Source organism: Streptomyces sp. NPDC025793 (genome assembly GCF_055558375.1).
Genome location: NZ_JBVHMR010000008.1, coordinates 30,843 through 47,096, shown reverse-complemented (window position 1 = coordinate 47,096; position 16,254 = coordinate 30,843). Strand labels below are relative to the sequence as shown.

Annotated in this window: 13 protein-coding genes and 1 pseudogene; 13 read left to right on the top strand and 1 reads right to left on the bottom strand. The window is 69.3% G+C overall.

Features of this window, described 5'->3' with window-relative positions; all coding sequences use genetic code 11:
- Positions 1 to 37: 37 nt before the first annotated feature.
- The 10 genes from folC (at position 38) to ACZ4MF_RS17510 (ending at position 12,765) form a co-directional block, all read left to right on the top strand.
- The gene (gene folC, locus ACZ4MF_RS17555) at positions 38 to 1,552 is read left to right on the top strand and encodes a bifunctional tetrahydrofolate synthase/dihydrofolate synthase (RefSeq protein ID WP_467492865.1); all 1,515 of its coding nucleotides are present in this window, start codon (positions 38 to 40) and stop codon (positions 1,550 to 1,552) included.
- Between the two features lie 10 nt (positions 1,553 to 1,562).
- Positions 1,563 to 1,925, top strand: a complete 363-nt coding sequence (locus ACZ4MF_RS17550; RefSeq protein ID WP_467492864.1) for a DUF4233 domain-containing protein — start codon at positions 1,563 to 1,565, stop codon at positions 1,923 to 1,925.
- A gap of 63 nt (positions 1,926 to 1,988) precedes the next feature.
- On the top strand, positions 1,989 to 2,402 hold the full coding sequence (gene ndk / locus ACZ4MF_RS17545; RefSeq protein WP_071374337.1) for a nucleoside-diphosphate kinase: 414 nt from the start codon (positions 1,989 to 1,991) through the stop codon (positions 2,400 to 2,402).
- Positions 2,403 to 2,737: 335 nt separating this feature from the next.
- Positions 2,738 to 3,757: a rod shape-determining protein gene (locus ACZ4MF_RS17540; protein WP_071374336.1), complete on the top strand. Its 1,020-nt coding sequence runs from the start codon at positions 2,738 to 2,740 to the stop codon at positions 3,755 to 3,757.
- A gap of 162 nt (positions 3,758 to 3,919) precedes the next feature.
- Complete coding sequence (mreC, locus tag ACZ4MF_RS17535) at positions 3,920 to 4,861, top strand: rod shape-determining protein MreC (protein WP_467492863.1); 942 nt, start codon at positions 3,920 to 3,922, stop codon at positions 4,859 to 4,861.
- A gap of 14 nt (positions 4,862 to 4,875) precedes the next feature.
- Entirely contained in the window at positions 4,876 to 5,553 is a 678-nt protein-coding gene (gene mreD / locus ACZ4MF_RS17530; RefSeq protein ID WP_467492862.1) for a rod shape-determining protein MreD, read from the top strand.
- Positions 5,554 to 5,669: 116 nt separating this feature from the next.
- Positions 5,670 to 7,928 (top strand): penicillin-binding protein 2, encoded by a 2,259-nt coding sequence (mrdA, locus tag ACZ4MF_RS17525; protein ID WP_467492861.1) that lies wholly within the window; start codon positions 5,670 to 5,672, stop codon positions 7,926 to 7,928.
- Positions 7,925 to 9,118 carry a rod shape-determining protein RodA gene (rodA, locus tag ACZ4MF_RS17520; protein WP_467492860.1) on the top strand — a complete coding sequence of 398 codons (1,194 nt, stop codon included), beginning with the start codon at positions 7,925 to 7,927 and terminating at the stop codon, positions 9,116 to 9,118. Before mrdA ends, rodA begins: the two co-directional genes overlap by 4 nt.
- 91 nt (positions 9,119 to 9,209) lie before the next feature.
- On the top strand, positions 9,210 to 10,733 hold the full coding sequence (locus ACZ4MF_RS17515) for a CYTH and CHAD domain-containing protein (protein WP_467492859.1): 1,524 nt from the start codon (positions 9,210 to 9,212) through the stop codon (positions 10,731 to 10,733).
- Between the two features lie 70 nt (positions 10,734 to 10,803).
- Complete coding sequence (locus ACZ4MF_RS17510; protein WP_467492858.1) at positions 10,804 to 12,765, top strand: TIGR03960 family B12-binding radical SAM protein; 1,962 nt, start codon at positions 10,804 to 10,806, stop codon at positions 12,763 to 12,765.
- A 310-nt stretch (positions 12,766 to 13,075) separates the two neighbouring features.
- Here the strand turns inward: ACZ4MF_RS17510 and ACZ4MF_RS17505 are convergent, their stop codons facing one another.
- Complete coding sequence (locus ACZ4MF_RS17505; RefSeq protein ID WP_467492857.1) at positions 13,076 to 13,753, bottom strand: GAP family protein; 678 nt, start codon at positions 13,751 to 13,753, stop codon at positions 13,076 to 13,078.
- Positions 13,754 to 14,244: 491 nt separating this feature from the next.
- On the opposite strand from ACZ4MF_RS17505, the gene ACZ4MF_RS17500 reads away from it, so the two are divergent.
- The 3 genes and pseudogenes from ACZ4MF_RS17500 to ACZ4MF_RS17490 all read left to right on the top strand — a co-directional run bounded on the left by ACZ4MF_RS17500 (position 14,245) and on the right by ACZ4MF_RS17490 (position 16,252).
- On the top strand, positions 14,245 to 14,793 hold the full coding sequence (locus tag ACZ4MF_RS17500) for a hypothetical protein (RefSeq protein ID WP_467492856.1): 549 nt from the start codon (positions 14,245 to 14,247) through the stop codon (positions 14,791 to 14,793).
- 101 nt (positions 14,794 to 14,894) lie between these two features.
- Positions 14,895 to 15,305: pseudogene (locus ACZ4MF_RS17495) on the top strand (Dyp-type peroxidase); the annotation flags it as partial.
- 260 nt (positions 15,306 to 15,565) lie between these two features.
- Entirely contained in the window at positions 15,566 to 16,252 is a 687-nt protein-coding gene (locus tag ACZ4MF_RS17490) for a Dyp-type peroxidase (RefSeq protein ID WP_467493095.1), read from the top strand.
- The last annotated feature ends 2 nt before the right edge of the window (positions 16,253 to 16,254 follow it).

The following is a 16,254-nucleotide window of genomic DNA, read 5'->3' as shown; positions in this document are numbered from 1 at the left end:
CGCACCCTTTGTCACTCCCCCTCCGTAGACTGACCCTGTGAGCGACCACCCGCACGAAGACGACCGGCCCGACCCTCTCGACAGCTTCGACGAACTCGTCGAGGCCGAGACCACGCGCGACCCCGACCTCGCGGTGATCGAGGCCGGCAGCCGTACGCTGCGCACCCAGGGCGGGCAGCCGCAGGCCGAGGTACCCGGGCGGCCCGAGGACCCCGAGGTCGACCGGGCCCTGCGCGAGGTCGAGACGGAGCTGGCCGGCCGCTGGGGCGAGACCAAGCTGGAGCCCTCGGTCAGCCGCATCTCCGCGCTGATGGACCTGCTCGGCGAGCCGCAGCGCTCGTACCCCTCGATCCACATCACGGGCACGAACGGCAAGACCTCCACCGCCCGCATGATCGAGGCCCTCCTCGGCGCCTTCGAGCTGCGCACCGGCCGCTACACCAGCCCCCACGTGCAGTCGATCACCGAGCGGATCAGCCTGGACGGCGCCCCGATCTCCGCCGAGCGGTTCATCGAGACGTACCAGGACATCAAGCCGTACGTCGAGATGGTCGACGCCGCGCAGGATTTCCGGCTGTCCTTCTTCGAGGTGCTCACGGGCATGGCGTACGCCGCCTTCGCGGACGCGCCCGTCGACGTCGCGGTCGTCGAGGTCGGCATGGGCGGCTCCTGGGACGCCACCAACGTCATCGACGGCGACGTCGCCGTGATCACGCCCATCGACCTGGACCACACGGACCGGCTGGGCGAGACGCCCGCCGAGATCGCCGGTGAGAAGAGCGGGATCATCAAGCAGGACGCGACGGTGATCCTGGCCCAGCAGCCGGTCGACGCGGCACAGGTGCTGCTGAAGAAGGCCGTCGAGGTGGACGCCACCGTGGCCCGCGAGGGGCTGGAGTTCGGGGTCGTGGCGCGGCAGGTCGCCGTCGGCGGGCAGATGCTCACGCTGCGCGGCCTGGGCGGCGAGTACCCCGAGGTGTACCTCCCGCTGCACGGCGCCCACCAGGCGCACAACGCGGCCGTCGCGCTCGCCGCCGTCGAGGCGTTCTTCGGCGTCGGCGCCCAGCGCGCGCAGCCGCTCGACACCGACACCGTCCGCAAGGCCTTCGCGGCCGTGTCCTCCCCGGGCCGGCTGGAGGTCGTACGGCGCTCCCCGACCGTCGTGCTGGACGCCGCGCACAACCCGGCGGGCGCCGAGGCCACGGCCGAGGCCGTGCGGGAGGCGTTCGACTTCACCCGGCTGATCGGCGTCGTGGGCGCGAGCGGCGACAAGAACGTGCGCGGCCTGCTGGAGGCCTTCGAGCCGATCTTCGCCGAGGTCGTCGTCACGCAGAACTCCACCCCGCGGGCCATGGACGCGGACGAGCTGGCCGCGATCGCCGTCGAGGTGTTCGGCGAGGAGCGCGTCCAGGTCGAGCCGCGACTGCCGGACGCCCTGGAGGCCGCGATCACGCTGGCCGAGGAGGAGGGCGAGTTCGCGGGCGGTGGCGTGCTGGTCACCGGTTCTGTCATCACGGTCGGCGAGGCCCGGCTGCTGCTGGGGAAGGGCTGAGGCTCAAGAGATGCGTACGCTGTGCTCCTCGACCTTGATCGGCGAGTTCTTCATCATCGGCTTCGCCGGGCTCGTCGCGATGAAGGACCCGAGCCTGTCGGTGTCGACGGTGTGGCTGGTCAGCGGTATCGCCATGGTGCTGTGCGTGCTGATGTGCGCCATGGTGACCCGGCCGGGCGGGGTGGCCCTCGGCTGGGTGCTCCAGATCGCGCTGATCGCCTCCGGCATCTTCGTCCCGACCATGTACTTCATGGGCGCGGTGTTCGCGGCCCTGTGGTGGGCGTCGGTGCACTTCGGCCGAAAGGTGGACGAGGCGAAGGCCGTATTCGCCGCCCGCACGGAGTCCGCCTCCTCTACACCTGACGCTGTGTGACGGGCGTACGGACACGCCCTGTAGCCTCGTTGCACCGCACACGTCAGTCGTAAGGAGCACCTCGTGACCCAGCGCACCCTCGTCCTGCTCAAGCCCGACGCCGTCCGTCGTGGCCTGACCGGCGAGATCATCAGCCGCATCGAGCGCAAGGCCGGCTGGCAGATCACCGCGCTGGAGTTGCGGACCCTGGACCAGGAGACCCTGGAGCAGCACTACGGCGAGCACAAGGGCAAGCCCTTCTACGAGCCGCTGGTCGCGTTCATGTCCTCCGGTCCGGTGGTCGCGCTGATCGTCGAGGGCGAGCGGGTCATCGAGGGCGTGCGTGCGCTCGCCGGCCCGACCGACCCGATCGCCGCCGCGCCGGGCTCCATCCGCGGGGACTACGGAGTGATCGTCCGGGAGAACCTGATCCACGCCTCCGACTCCGAGGAGTCCGCCGAGCGCGAGGTGAAGATCTTCTTCCCGGGCCGGGCGTGACGGGTCGCGCCTGAACAGCGCGAGGAGTTTTCGCTAATTTTTCTGACGGAGTGTCAGATCGATTCGGGCCGGTTCGACGACACCCGGCCAGGGGCGGCCGAACATTTCCGGCCGTCCCTTGGCATATGCCTTGCCGATCGGGGGAACGCGTGCCTCCGATGGACCGTCTCCACAGGCGAGGCGGCCCGCCATCTGGTGACAATGGCGGAGACCCTCGCGCAGTGGCCGTGCAGGCGCGTTTACGATGGAAGCCTTCACGTCACAGCACCCGCCTCGCCGACCTGATATGCCCTCAAAAGCACAGGAAGGCCAGATGAATCCGGATGGGGAACTCAATGTCGTTCATCGGCCGTGACATGGCTGTCGACCTCGGGACCGCCAACACGCTGGTGTACGTCAGGGGTCGCGGGATCGTACTGAACGAGCCGTCCGTCGTCGCGATCAACACCAACACGGGTGGAATCCTCGCGGTCGGTGCCGAAGCGAAGAAGATGATCGGCCGGACGCCGGGCAACATCGTGGCCGTCCGTCCGCTGAAGGACGGCGTGATCGCCGACTTCGAGATCACCGAGCGGATGCTGCGCTACTTCATCCTGAAGATCCACAAGCGGCGGTATCTCGCCAGGCCGCGGGTCGTCGTCTGCGTGCCCTCGGGCATCACGGGCGTCGAGCGCCGCGCCGTGATCGAGGCGTCCACCCAGGCCGGCGCCCGCCAGGTGCACATCATCGAGGAGCCCATGGCCGCCGCCATCGGCTCCGGCCTGCCGGTCCACGAGGCCACGGGCAACATGGTGGTGGACATCGGCGGCGGCACCACGGAGGTCGCGGTCATCTCGCTCGGCGGCATCGTCACCGCCCAGTCCATCCGCGTCGCGGGCGACGAGCTGGACAACGCGATCATCCAGTACATCAAGAAGGAGTACAGCCTTCTGCTGGGTGAGCGCACGGCCGAGCAGATCAAGATCACGATCGGTTCGGCGTACGACCTCGACGCCGACGAGCACACCGAAGTACGCGGCCGGGACCTGGTGTCCGGGCTGCCCAAGACTGTCGTCATCTCGGCCGCCGAGGTCCGCAAGGCGATCGAGGAACCGGTCAACGCGATCGTGGACGCGGTCAAGACGACCCTCGACAAGTGCCCGCCGGAGCTTTCCGGCGACATCATGGACCGAGGAATCGTTCTGACCGGCGGCGGAGCCCTGCTGCGCGGCCTGGACGAGCGGCTGCGCCGGGAGACCGGCATGCCCATCCACATCGCCGAGGACCCGCTGGACAGCGTCGCGCTCGGCTCCGGCAAGTGCGTCGAGGAGTTCGAGGCGCTCCAGCAGGTGCTGGACGCCCAGCCGCGCAGATGACGTAACTCTTCGATTCCGCCGTACGAGACATACTCCTCTCGTGCGGCGGATCGTTGATATAGAGGCATAAGCTCCCCTGAACGGGCCCTTTTGGTCTGCGTTTCGCACGCCGCCGCAAAGGGGCTTCCGAATTCCTATTGAGGAAGGGCACGGCCGCAGCACGTGAGGGACACGAAAGAGAGCCGGCTGCTCCTGGTCCTGCTGGTCGCCATCGCGTTCGCGCTGATCACGGTGGACATCCGAGGGGGTCGGAACTCCCCGGTCGACGGTGCCCGGCAGGCCGCGGCCGCGGTGTTCGGCCCCGTCGAGAACGGCCTGTCCTCGGCGGTCGATCCCGTCGGCAACGCCGTCTCCGCGATCCGTGACTCCGGCACCCGCCACAGCCGCCTGGCCGCCCTGGAGAAGGAGAACGCGGCCCTCAAGGCGAAGCTGGGCAGCGACGACCGCAACCGCAGCCGGCTGAACCAGCTCGACAAGATGCTGAAGATCGCCGGCGAGGGCCAGTACGGCATCAAGGGCGCCCAGGTCATCGCCATAGGGTCGGCGCAGGGCTTCTCCTGGACCGTCACCATCGACGCCGGTGCCAACGACGGCATCAAGCGGGACATGACCGTCCTCAACGGCGACGGGCTGGTCGGCCGGGTCACCACCGTCGGCCCGGACACCGCCACCGTCCTGCTCGCCAACGACCCCGACTTCACCGTGGGCACCCGGATGGAGGGCAGCGACGAACTCGGCTTCGCCTCCGGGCAGGGCGACCGCCCGCTGCGCGTCGAACTGCTCGACGGCAAGGCGGAGGTGCACAAGGGCGACCGCCTCGTCACCTTCGGCTCGCAGAACGACCGCCCGTTCGTGCCGGGCGTGCCGGTCGGCGTGGTCTCCCGGGTCGACCCGTCCAACGGCGGCCTGACCCGCACGATCTACGTCACCCCGTACGTCGGCTTCACCAAGCTCGACATCGTCGGTGTGGTCGTCGAGGCCCCGAAGAAGGACCCGCGGGACACCGTGCTCCCGGTCCAGCCCAAGCCGGTTCCGACGCCGACGGTCACCGTCACGGTGACCCCCTCGGCCAACGCGTCCGACTCGCCCGGCCAGCAGCACTAGGAGCTGACTTCCCCATGCGCTTCAACCGGATCCTGCTCTCCAGCGCGCTGGTCGTCGTGGCCCTGGTGATCCAGGTGAGCGTCCTCGCCCGCCTGCATCTGCCGGGTGCCGTCCCCGACCTGCTGCTGCTCACCGTCCTCGGTCTCGCCATGGTGTACGGCCATGTCGGCGGCGCCCTCGTCGGCTTCGGCGCCGGCCTGCTCGCCGACCTCGCCCCGCCCGCCGACCACGCCGCCGGCCGTTACGCGCTCGTCCTGTGCGTCACCGGCTACTTCGCCGGGCTGATCAGGCCGGAGAACGGCCGGCTGAAGTCGGCGACCGGCCCGATGGCCGTCGTGGTCGCCGCCGCCATCGGTTCCACGCTGCTGTACGCGGGCGTGGGCGCCCTGGTCGGCGACACCGCCGCCCGCCATGTCGGCCTGCCCGGCCTGCTGATCTCGGCCGCCCTGTACGACCTGCTGCTCGCCCCCTTCGTGGTCCCCGCGATCATGTGGCTGGCCCGCCGCGCCGACAACGACCCGCTGGCCGAGACGAGCCCCGCCGCCAAGGCCGGGGACGTCACCGCGGGCTGGCTCTCGTCCGGCACCGGGCTGCGCATCGGCAACCAGCGCGGCGGTCTCGGCGTACTCAAGGCCAAGGCCCGCACCCGCACGACCCGGGTCGGCCGGATCAAGGGGGTCAAGCGGCTGTGAGCGGCGCCGAGTTCACCCGAACGAGTCAGCCGTCGCGGAACGCGCGTTCACAGGCTGGTCGTTCATCATTCGTACGCGTACTCGCATTCATGCTCTGAGAGGGGGAGGCAGCCGCAGTGACCAACATCCCCGAGACCGGTCGGACCCCACGCGTCCAGATCCGGCTCGTCGTGATCCAGATCCTCGTCCTCTCCCTCCTCGGCACGCTCGGCGGCCGCCTGTGGTACCTCCAGATCCGCGAGGGCGCGCAGTACCAGAAGGAGGCGTCCGGCAACCACGTCCAGCAGGTCGTGGACCCCGCCGTGCGCGGCGACATCCTGGACGCCCGGGGCGTGCCCCTCGCCGACAACGAGACCCGCCTGGTCGTCTCCGCCTCCCGCACCGACCTGCTCAAGCAGCCGCACGACGGCAAGGCCGTCCTCACCAAGCTGGCCGGCGTCCTCGGCATGAAGCCCGAGGAGGTCATGCAGAAGGTCCGGCTGTGCGACGCCAAGACCCCCCAGCCGTGCTGGAACGGCTCGCCGTACCAGCCGATCCCGATCACCGACAAGGCCACGCCCAAGCAGGCCCTGCAGATCCGCGAGGCCTCCGAGGACTACCCCGGCATCAGCGCCGAACCCGAGGCCGTGCGCAGCTACCCCGGCCCGGGCAACTCCAACACCGCCCAGGTGCTCGGCTATCTCTCGCCCGTCACCGACGCCGAGATCCAGCAGGCCAAGAACAGTGAATCGCCCTACCTGCGTTCCGACATGGTCGGCCGCTCCGGCCTGGAGCGGGAGTACGACAAGGAACTGCGCGGCAAGGCCGGCGTGACCCGCTACGAGGTGGACAACCTCGGCCGCGTCATCGGCAAGGCCAAGGCGACGCCGCCCGAGTCGGGTTCCAACCTGGTGACCAGCATCGACTCCCGGGTGCAGCGCGTCGCCGAGTACGAGCTGGACAAGGCCATGAAGGCCGCCCGCCAGCAGTTCGACAAGAACACCGGCGAGAACTACAAGGCCGACTCCGGCGCCGTCGTCGTCATGGAGGCCAAGACCGGCCGGATCGTCGCCATGGCCTCGGCGCCGACCTACGACCCGAACGTCTGGGTGGGCGGCATCTCCGCCAAGGACTACAAGGCCCTCACCGGCAAGGACTCCGACTACCCGCTGCTCAACCGGGCCATACAGGGTCAGGCGGCCCCCGGTTCGACGTTCAAGGTGGTCTCCACGGCCGCCGCGGTCCAGGCGGGCTACGCCTGGGACGGCGGCTACCCCTGCACCAGCTCCTACTCGGTCGGCGGCCAGGTCTTCAAGAACTTCGAGGGCGAGAACTTCGGCCCGATCTCCCTCGGCCGCGCCCTGGAGGTCTCCTGCGACACCGTCTTCTACGGCCTCGGCGACAACGAGTGGAAGAAGGACGGCGGCATCAACCCCAAGAAGGGCCAGCCGAAGGACTGGTTCTTCAAGACGGCCCACCAGTTCGGCCTCGGCAAGGAGACCGGCGTCGACCTGCCCAACGAGGTCACCGGCCGCGTCCCCGACCGCCAGTGGAAGCTCGACTACTGGAAGGCCAACAAGGACGTCTGGTGCAAGTACGGCAAGAAGGACGGCAGTTACGTCCAGAAGATCTATTACGAGAACTGCCTCGAAGGCAACAAGATGCGCGAGGGTGACGAGATCAACTACTCCATCGGCCAGGGCGACACGCTCGTCACGCCGATCCAGGAGGCGATGATCTACGGCGCCGTCGCCAACGGCGGCACCGAGTACGTCCCGACCATCGGCAAGGCGGTCATCAGCCCCGACGGCAAGACCTTCCAGGAGATCAAGCCCAAGGTCGCGCGCAAGCTTCCGGTCAGCCAGGCCACGCTCAAGGGCATGAACGACGCCTTCGCGGGCGTCATCACGCGCGGTACGGCGGCGTGGAAGTTCAACGGCTGGCCGCAGAACAAGATCACGCTGCACGGCAAGACCGGCACGGCGGAGGTCTACGGCAAGCAGACCACCGGCTGGCTGGCCACGTACTCCAAGGACTACTCGGTGATCATGACGATCTCCCAGGCCGGTACGGGTTCAGGCGCCGCCGGTGAGGCCGTGCGCAACATCTACAGCGCGCTCTACGGCGTCCAGGGCGACGGCTCCATCGACAACAAGAAGGCGTTGCTGCCCGAGCCGCAGAAGACCCTGCCGAAGGTGCGCCCGGACGGCACGATCGCCGCCCCGAAGGTCACCGGCGATCCGGGCAAGGACGAGGAGGCCTCGCAGCAGAACAACCCGAGCAACGGCACCGACCAGCAGCCCGCCACCTCGCCCTCGCCCACCACGGGCAACCGCAACACCCGCAGGCGGCCGCGACGGACCCCGAAGCGGGGAAGCCGGAGGCTGCCCTCATGACCGGCAACAGCTTCTCCGTCTCCGGGTACGGCCCGGCGCGGGCCGGCTGGACCAGGTTGTTCGCCCGCGACTCGCTGACCCGCCGACTGGACTGGCCGATACTCCTCGCCGCGCTGACGCTGTCCCTGCTGGGCTCGCTGCTGGTGTTCTCGGCGACCCGCAACCGCACGGAGATCAACCAGGGCGACCCGTCCTACTTCCTGGTCCGCCATCTCATGAACCTCGGCATCGGGTTCGCCCTGATGATCGGCACGATCTGGCTGGGCCACCGCGCCCTGCGCAACGCCGTGCCGATCCTCTACGGCCTGTCGGTCCTGCTGGCGCTCGTGGTCCTCACCCCGCTCGGCGCCACCATCAACGGCCAGCGCAACTGGATCGTGATCGGCGGCTTCTCGATCCAGCCCGCCGAGTTCCTCAAGGTCGCGATCATCCTCGGCATGGCGATGATGCTGGCCACGCGGGTGGACGCGGGCGACAAGACGTACCCGGACCACCGGACCGTGGCCCAGTCCCTCGGTCTCGCGGCCGTGCCGTGCATGATCCTGCTGCTGATGCCGGACCTCGGCTCGGTGCTGGCCATGGTGGCCATCATCCTGGGCATCCTGCTGGCCTCCGGCGCCTCCAACCGCTGGGTGTTCGGCCTGCTCGCCGTCGGCGTGATGGGCTGCGTCGCCATCTGGCAGCTGCACATCCTGGACCAGTACCAGATCAACCGCTTCGCGGCCTTCGCCAACCCGAACCTGGACCCGGCGGGCGTGGGCTACAACACCAACCAGGCCCGGATCGCCATCGGTTCGGGCGGTCTGACCGGGCAGGGCCTCTTCCACGGCTCGCAGACCACCGGCCAGTTCGTGCCCGAGCAGCAGACGGACTTCGTCTTCACGGTCGCGGGGGAGGAACTGGGCTTCCTCGGCGCGGGCCTGATCATCGCCCTGGTCGGGGTGATCCTGTGGCGGGCCTGCCGCATCGCCCGCGACTCGACGGAGCTGTACGGCACGGTGGTGGCCGCCGGGATCGTCGCCTGGTTCGCCTTCCAGTCCTTCGAGAACATCGGCATGACCCTCGGCATCATGCCGGTCACCGGCCTGCCGCTGCCGTTCGTGTCGTACGGCGGCTCGTCGATGTTCGCGGTCTGGGTGGCCGTCGGGCTGCTCCAGTCGATCAAGGTGCAGAGACCCATGTCGGCGTGAGGTCGGTTTCCGGGTGGATGACGGGAGTTTTCCTGCCATTCACCCGGAGTGGACCCTGCCGCTTCGACCCGCGCCGCACTAGATTCAGTCCATGGCGGATGCGAAACGCGAGATCGAGCGCAAGTACGAATCCGACGACAGCGGGCTGCCCGACCTGACCGGCGTCGGCGGGGTGGCGGCCGTGCTCGACAAGGGCGTGGTCGACCTCGACGCCACCTACTACGACACCGCCGACGAACGCCTGGCCGCCGCCTCCCTCACCCTGCGCCGCCGCACCGGCGGCTCGGACGCCGGCTGGCATCTGAAGCTCCCGGTCGCCCCCGGGGTCCGCGACGAGATCCGCGCCCCGCTCTCCGACACCGTCCCCGAGGAACTGGCCGCCCTCGTCCGCTCCCGGGTCAGGGACGCCGAACTGATCCCCCTGGTCCGCCTCCGCTCCGCACGCGACGTCCGCCATCTGCTCGACGCCGACGGCGTACTGCTGGCCGAAGCGAGCGTCGACTCCGTGACCGCGCAACGCCTCACCCGCAAGGGCGGAGCCGCCCAGTGGACCGAGATCGAGGTGGAACTGGCCGACGACGGCGACCCCGCCTTCCTGGACCTGGTGGACAAGCGGCTGCGCAAGGCCGGCGTACGCCCCTCGACGTCGCCGTCGAAGCTCGCCCGGGCCCTGGAGCAGACCTCGGGCCGGGGACACCACGGGAAGAGCAGGGCCGGACAGCGGAACAAGGGCGCCCGGCCGCCGGTGACGGCCGGCGACCACGTCCTCGCCTACCTCCGCGCCCAGCGGGACGTACTGGTCGAGCTGGACCCCGCCGTCCGCCGTGACGTGCCCGACTCGGTGCACCGGATGCGGGTCGCCACCCGCCGCGCCCGCAGCACCCTGCGCAGCTTCCGCTCGGTCCTCGACCGGAGCGTCACCGACCCCATCGGCGCGGAGCTGAAGTGGCTCGCGGGCGAGCTGGGCGTCGACCGCGACCAGGAGGTGCTGGCCGACCGCCTGACAACCGCCCTCGACGCCCTCCCGCCCGACCTGGTCACCGGCCCGGTCCGCGCCCGCCTCGCCTCCTGGGCCGAGGCCCGCCACGGCAGCGCGCACGGCCGTCTCACCGGCGTCCTGGACTCCCGCCGCTATCTGACCCTGCTGGACACCGTGGACACCCTCCTCACCACTCCGCCCCTGCGCCCCGCGGCCGGCAAGCCGCCGCAGAAGGTGCTCGACAAGGCCGTACACAAGGACCTCGCGACCCTGTCGGACCTGATCGGGCAGGCGCTCGACGCCCCGCCCGGCGAGGAGCGCGACATCGCCGTGCACGAGGCCCGCAAGAAGGCCAAGCGCACCCGGTACGCGGCCGAGGCGGCCACCGAGGCCCTCGGCAAGCCGGCCCGCGCCCTCACCAAGGACATGAAGTCCCTCACGACCCTCCTCGGCGAGCACCAGGACAGCGTCATGGCCCGCCGGACCCTGCGCGAGCTGTCCGCGGGGGCGCACGCGGCGGGCGAGAGCGGGTTCACGTACGGGCTGCTGTACGGCAGGGAAGAGGCGCGGGCCGCGGCCGCGGAGGCGGAGCTGCCCGGCCTGTGGCGGGAGATCACGCACCGGACCCCCGGCTGAGCGTTCGGGACGACCGCCCGGCCGGGTTAGGCTTGATGGTCACCCCTGTCAGCTCACAAAGGTTCCCCCGATGTCTGTCGAGTCGGTGTTCCCGCAGCTCGAAGCCCTGCTCCCGCATGTGCAGAAGCCGATCCAGTACGTGGGCGGCGAGCTGAACTCCACCGTCAAGGAGTGGGACAGCTGCGACGTCCGCTGGGCGCTCATGTACCCGGACGCGTACGAGGTCGGTCTGCCCAACCAGGGCGTCATGATCCTCTACGAGGTGCTCAACGAGCAGGAAGGCGTCCTCGCCGAGCGCACGTACAGCGTGTGGCCGGACCTGGAGGCGCTGATGCGCGAGCACCGCGTCCCTCAGTTCACGGTCGACAGCCACCGCCCGGTGAAGGCCTTCGACGTGTTCGGCCTGTCCTTCTCCACCGAGCTGGGCTACACCAACATGCTGACGGCGCTGGACCTGGCGGGTATCCCGCTGGAGTCCAAGGACCGCACGACCGACGACCCGATCGTCCTCGCGGGCGGCCACGCGGCCTTCAACCCCGAGCCGATCGCCGACTTCATCGACGCGGCGATCATCGGCGACGGCGAACAGGCCGTCCTCGACATGACGAAGATCATCCGCCAGTGGAAGGCGGAGGGCAGCCCGGGCGGCCGCGAGGAGGTGCTCTTCCGCCTCGCGAAGACCGGAGCGGTCTACATCCCGGCGTTCTACGACGTCGAGTACCTCCCGGACGGCCGTATCGCCCGCGTCGTCCCGAACAGGAGCGGTGTCCCCTGGCGCGTGTCGAAGCACACCGTCATGGACCTCGACGAGTGGCCGTACCCCAAGCAGCCCCTCGTGCCCCTGGCCGAGACGGTCCACGAGCGCATGTCGGTCGAGATCTTCCGCGGCTGCACGCGCGGCTGCCGCTTCTGCCAGGCGGGCATGATCACCCGCCCGGTGCGCGAGCGCTCGATCACGGGCATCGGTGAGATGGTCGACAAGGGCCTGAAGGCGACGGGCTTCGAGGAGGTGGGCCTCCTCTCCCTCTCCTCCGCGGACCATTCGGAGATCGGCGACATCGCCAAGGGCCTGGCCGACCGCTACACGGAGGACAAGATCGGCCTCTCGCTCCCCTCCACCCGGGTCGACGCCTTCAACGTCGACCTGGCGAACGAGCTGACCCGCAACGGCCGCCGCTCCGGTCTGACCTTCGCCCCCGAGGGCGGCTCGGAGCGCATGCGCAAGGTCATCAACAAGATGGTCTCGGAAGAGGACCTCATCCGTACCGTCGCGACGGCCTACGGCAACGGCTGGCGCCAGGTGAAGCTCTACTTCATGTGCGGCCTGCCGACGGAGACCGACGACGACGTCCTCCAGATCGCCGACATGGCGACGCACGTCATCCAGAAGGGCCGCGAGGTCTCGGGCTCGAACGACATCCGCTGCACCGTCTCGATCGGCGGCTTCGTCCCCAAGCCCCACACGCCCTTCCAGTGGGCCCCGCAGCTCTCCGCGGAGGAGACGGACGCCCGCCTGGCCAAGCTTCGCGACAAGATCCGCGGCGACAAGAAGTACGGCCGCTCGATCGGCTTCCGCTACCACGACGGCAAGCCGGGCATCGTCGAAGGCCTCCTGTCCCGTGGCGACCGCCGTATCGGCGCCGTGATCCGCGCGGTCTACGACGACGGCGGCCGCTTCGACGGCTGGCGCGAGCACTTCTCCTACGACCGCTGGATGGCCTGCGCCGACAAGGCCCTGGCCCCCTTCGGCGTGGACGTCGACTGGTACACGACGCGCGAGCGCTCCTACGAGGAAGTCCTCCCCTGGGACCACCTCGACTCCGGCCTGGACAAGGACTGGCTCTGGGAGGACTGGCAGGACGCCCTCGACGAGACGGAGGTCGAGGACTGCCGCTGGACCCCGTGCTTCGACTGCGGCGTCTGCCCGGCCATGGACACGCAGATCCAGGTGGGGCCGACGGGGAAGAAGTTGCTGCCCTTGACGGTGAAGAACGCAGGTCCGACGCCCGCGTCGAGTGGTCACGCGCACTGACGTGGGCGAGGCACTCGATCGGGTGATTGAGGCGCTGGCGGGGGTGAGCGAGGAGGAGGTGGCTGCGGCGTTGGCTGTGGCTGGTGCTTCGCGCTCTCGCCCGTCGGCGCCGACAGTGTTCTCCCGGACGCCGCTGCCGGGCCCTGGTCGTACTCCGCACATCGTCTCCGAGGTGGAGTGGGTCTGAGGCCCATTCCAGGTCCGTGCGTGACTGCCCGGCCCTGCGAGCCCCCTTTCCCGATGGGGAGGAGGGCTCGTTGGTCTGTTGCATGTCTGTGCGCGACCACATCCTCATGCCTTGGTGCGCCCGTCAGGAGACGAGGATGGAGATGCCGTCTCCGAGCAGCTTCAGCCCGAGGACGAAGAACAGGACGGCCATCACGGCGACATTGTGCTGAGCCGCCCAGTTTTTCCAGTCGGCAAGCGTGGTCTTGGCTCGCTCTCCGCCGAGCAGGAAAACTCCCAGTGGGGCCAGCAGCCCGAGGGTGGCGATCAGGACGAAGATCGCCAGTGATGCGATCTGCTGCCCGAGCGGCAGGTCGGCTGAGCCGATCGCGGCGCCCGCTGCGATGGTCAGCGGGGCGTTCTTGGCGTTGAGCGCGGCCAGGGCCAGTCCGAGTGCGAAGACCTTGACCGGGGTGAGGCGGTCGATCGCGCCCATCCACTTCGGCAGCTGGGCTTGCGAGGGATCCTTCGGGCGCCGGTGCCATTGCCGGGCGCCGAAGAGGACGAGGAACAGACCCAGTGCGAGCTTGAGGGCTCCGACCCAGGTGGCCGGGTGACTGTGGGAGGAGGCACCTGCGGGAGAGGCGATCGCCAGCATCACCGTGCCGAGAGCCGAGAGTCCCAGGATCCAGCCGACGGTGAAGAGGACTCCGTTGAGGCGTCCCCGGGGCGTGGCGAGTATGAGGATGATGGCGATGATCGGGAGCGGGCTGACGGCGACTGCGGCCGCGAAACCCAGCACGTCACCGAGGACGTGGCCCATGGTTGCCTCCGGAGGGCGATCCAGTGGAGCAGGGGGCGGCGGAAGCGGGTGACCCGGCCGCCTGGGCGGCGCAACGGGCTGGTGCGCGATGGGCTGCGACGCTGTCTTCGCGACCGCGGGGAAGTGGGCGGCTGCCCGGCAACGGTGATGACGACGTACTCGGCACGTCTCACCGAACTCCATCTTCCTGCGCCTGGCAGGATCTGTCCTCGGGAGCTTCTCGGGACGCGAGGACGCCAGCATCGGCCTGCTGCACCGGGCAGGCGACCCCCGCAACTGCCGGAGCTTCGAGGCACCACCCAATGCGACCACAACGGCCCTGACCCGAGATGCGTGGCCGCCCAGCCGCAGGGAGGATCGAAGACGTGAGGGCGATCGCGCCCCATGTCCGAGCGCTTGGCGCCCCTCGCACCGATGCGTGGCAGGAGGACCTCGCGAGGGCTGCGACGACAGGCGGAACCCCATCGGCTCACCATGAGCACCCGGGCAGGATGGACGGGGTCTGTAACGAGTTCACCGATTTCACCAAGATCAAGCCGGGTGAGGCGGATGCGTTGCGTGCGGATCTCGCTGCGATGGCCGACGCGGCGAATGACAAGGATGTCCATGCGGCGGTGCGCCAGATCGGCACGCTGCATGACGCGCGGCACGTCATCTTCGACAACGACACCAGGTTCATGTTCGCCGGCGTCTTCGACGGTTCCTGGGACACCTACATCGACGACTTCGCCAAGACGGTGGTCGGGGAGCGCTTCGACAAGGTCTTCTCGCACAGCGAAGGGTTCCCCGGCATCAAAGATCCAGGGGTCAAGGACTGGTTCCTCGCCCACCAGGAGCCCGCAGGGGTCTTCGTCAGCGCCTACCCCGAGCTGACCGTTCAGCAGATCTACAAGGACCAGCGCGTGGACGAAGCGTTCCAGGAGGTGCTGGACACCCTGAGTTCCGGACGGCGCTGGAGAACCCGGCCAACGCGGAACTGGTGGCCACGCCCGCCTTCCAGAAGCTGCTGGAGGAAGCCTCGGCATAGGAGCCAGACATAACCGACCCGCCGGCCCAATCCCATGCTGGACCGCGTCGGCCGGTCCAGGTCGGCCGCCGCAGGGCTGCCCAGGCAGAGACCGATGTGGAGGCGCAAACGATCATGAACACTGCGGACAGCCAAGGCGCGGCCGGCGTGCGCATCGACATCGACGACGTCCAGAGCGGGGCCCTACGTCCGCGGCCCGTGCCCTACGAGGGAAAGTACATCTTCCTGCGCGTCGATGACCGCCACGCCGGGCGCGCCCTGCTGCGGCGGCTGCTTCCGGTGACCTCGGGTGGTCTGCCCAGCGCGGACCGGAGCCAGGATGCCTGGGTGGCGGTGGCGTTCACCCATCAGGGGCTGCGGGCCCTGGGGGTGCCCCAGGAGTCGCTGGACGGCTTTCCGCAGGCGTTTCGTGAGGGTATGGCCGCCCGGGCGGAGCTGATCGGCGACGTGGGCGAGAGTGCGCCGGCTCACTGGGAGGCACCGTTCGGAACGGGTGACGTCCATATCGCTTTGAGCGCCCTCGCCTCCGATGGGGCGCAGCTGGGCAAGAAGCTGGAACAGGCCCGTGTTGCCTTCGAGGACACGCCCGGTGTCCAGGTGATCTGGCAGCAGGAGGTCCGCCAGCTCCCGAGCGGGCGCACCGCCTTCGGCTTCCGGGACGGCATCAGCCACCCGAACATCGAGGGCGTCGGGCTGCCCGGCTCTAACCCGCAGGAGGCCCCCATCAAGGCCGGCGAGTTCCTCCTCGGCTACCCCGACGAAACCAAACCGGCAGCCTGCCACCCATGCCCACCCTCGAAGTGCTCGGCCGCAACGGGACTTACGCAGCCGTGCGCAAGGCCCACACCAATGTGGCGGCCTGGCGCCGGTTTCTGCGCGCGAACAGCTCCGACGCCGAGGAGGAGGCACTCCTGGCGGCCAAAATGGTGGGGCGCTGGCCGAGCGGAGCACCGCTGGCACTGGCGCCGGAGCACGATGACCCGGAGCTGGCCGCCGACCCGCACCGCGTCAACAACTTCCTGTACCGGGAGAACGACGATCGCGGCTATCGATGTCCCGCCGGTGCCCACATCCGACGCACCAACCCCCGCGACTCCACCATCATCGGCGACGCACGGATGCACCGCCTCATCCGCCGCGGCACCACCTACGGCCCACCGCTGCCGGAGGGCGTGTTGGAAGACGACGGCGCCGACCGTGGTCTGGTCGGAGTGTTCCTCGGCGCCCATCTGGAACGACAGTTCGAGTTCATCAAGACCCAGTGGATCAACGACGGCAACTTCATCGGCTACCCCGGTGAGAAGGACGCGGTAGCCGGCCATCACGGCGGAACCGGCACCCTGACCATCCCAGAGAAGCCGGTCCGGCGTCGTCTGCACAACCTGCCCAGCTTCGTGGTCACCCGGGGCGGCGAGTACTGCTTCGTACCGGGGCTCCGTGCCTTGCGCTGGCTGGCTGAGCTGGAGGACTGAGA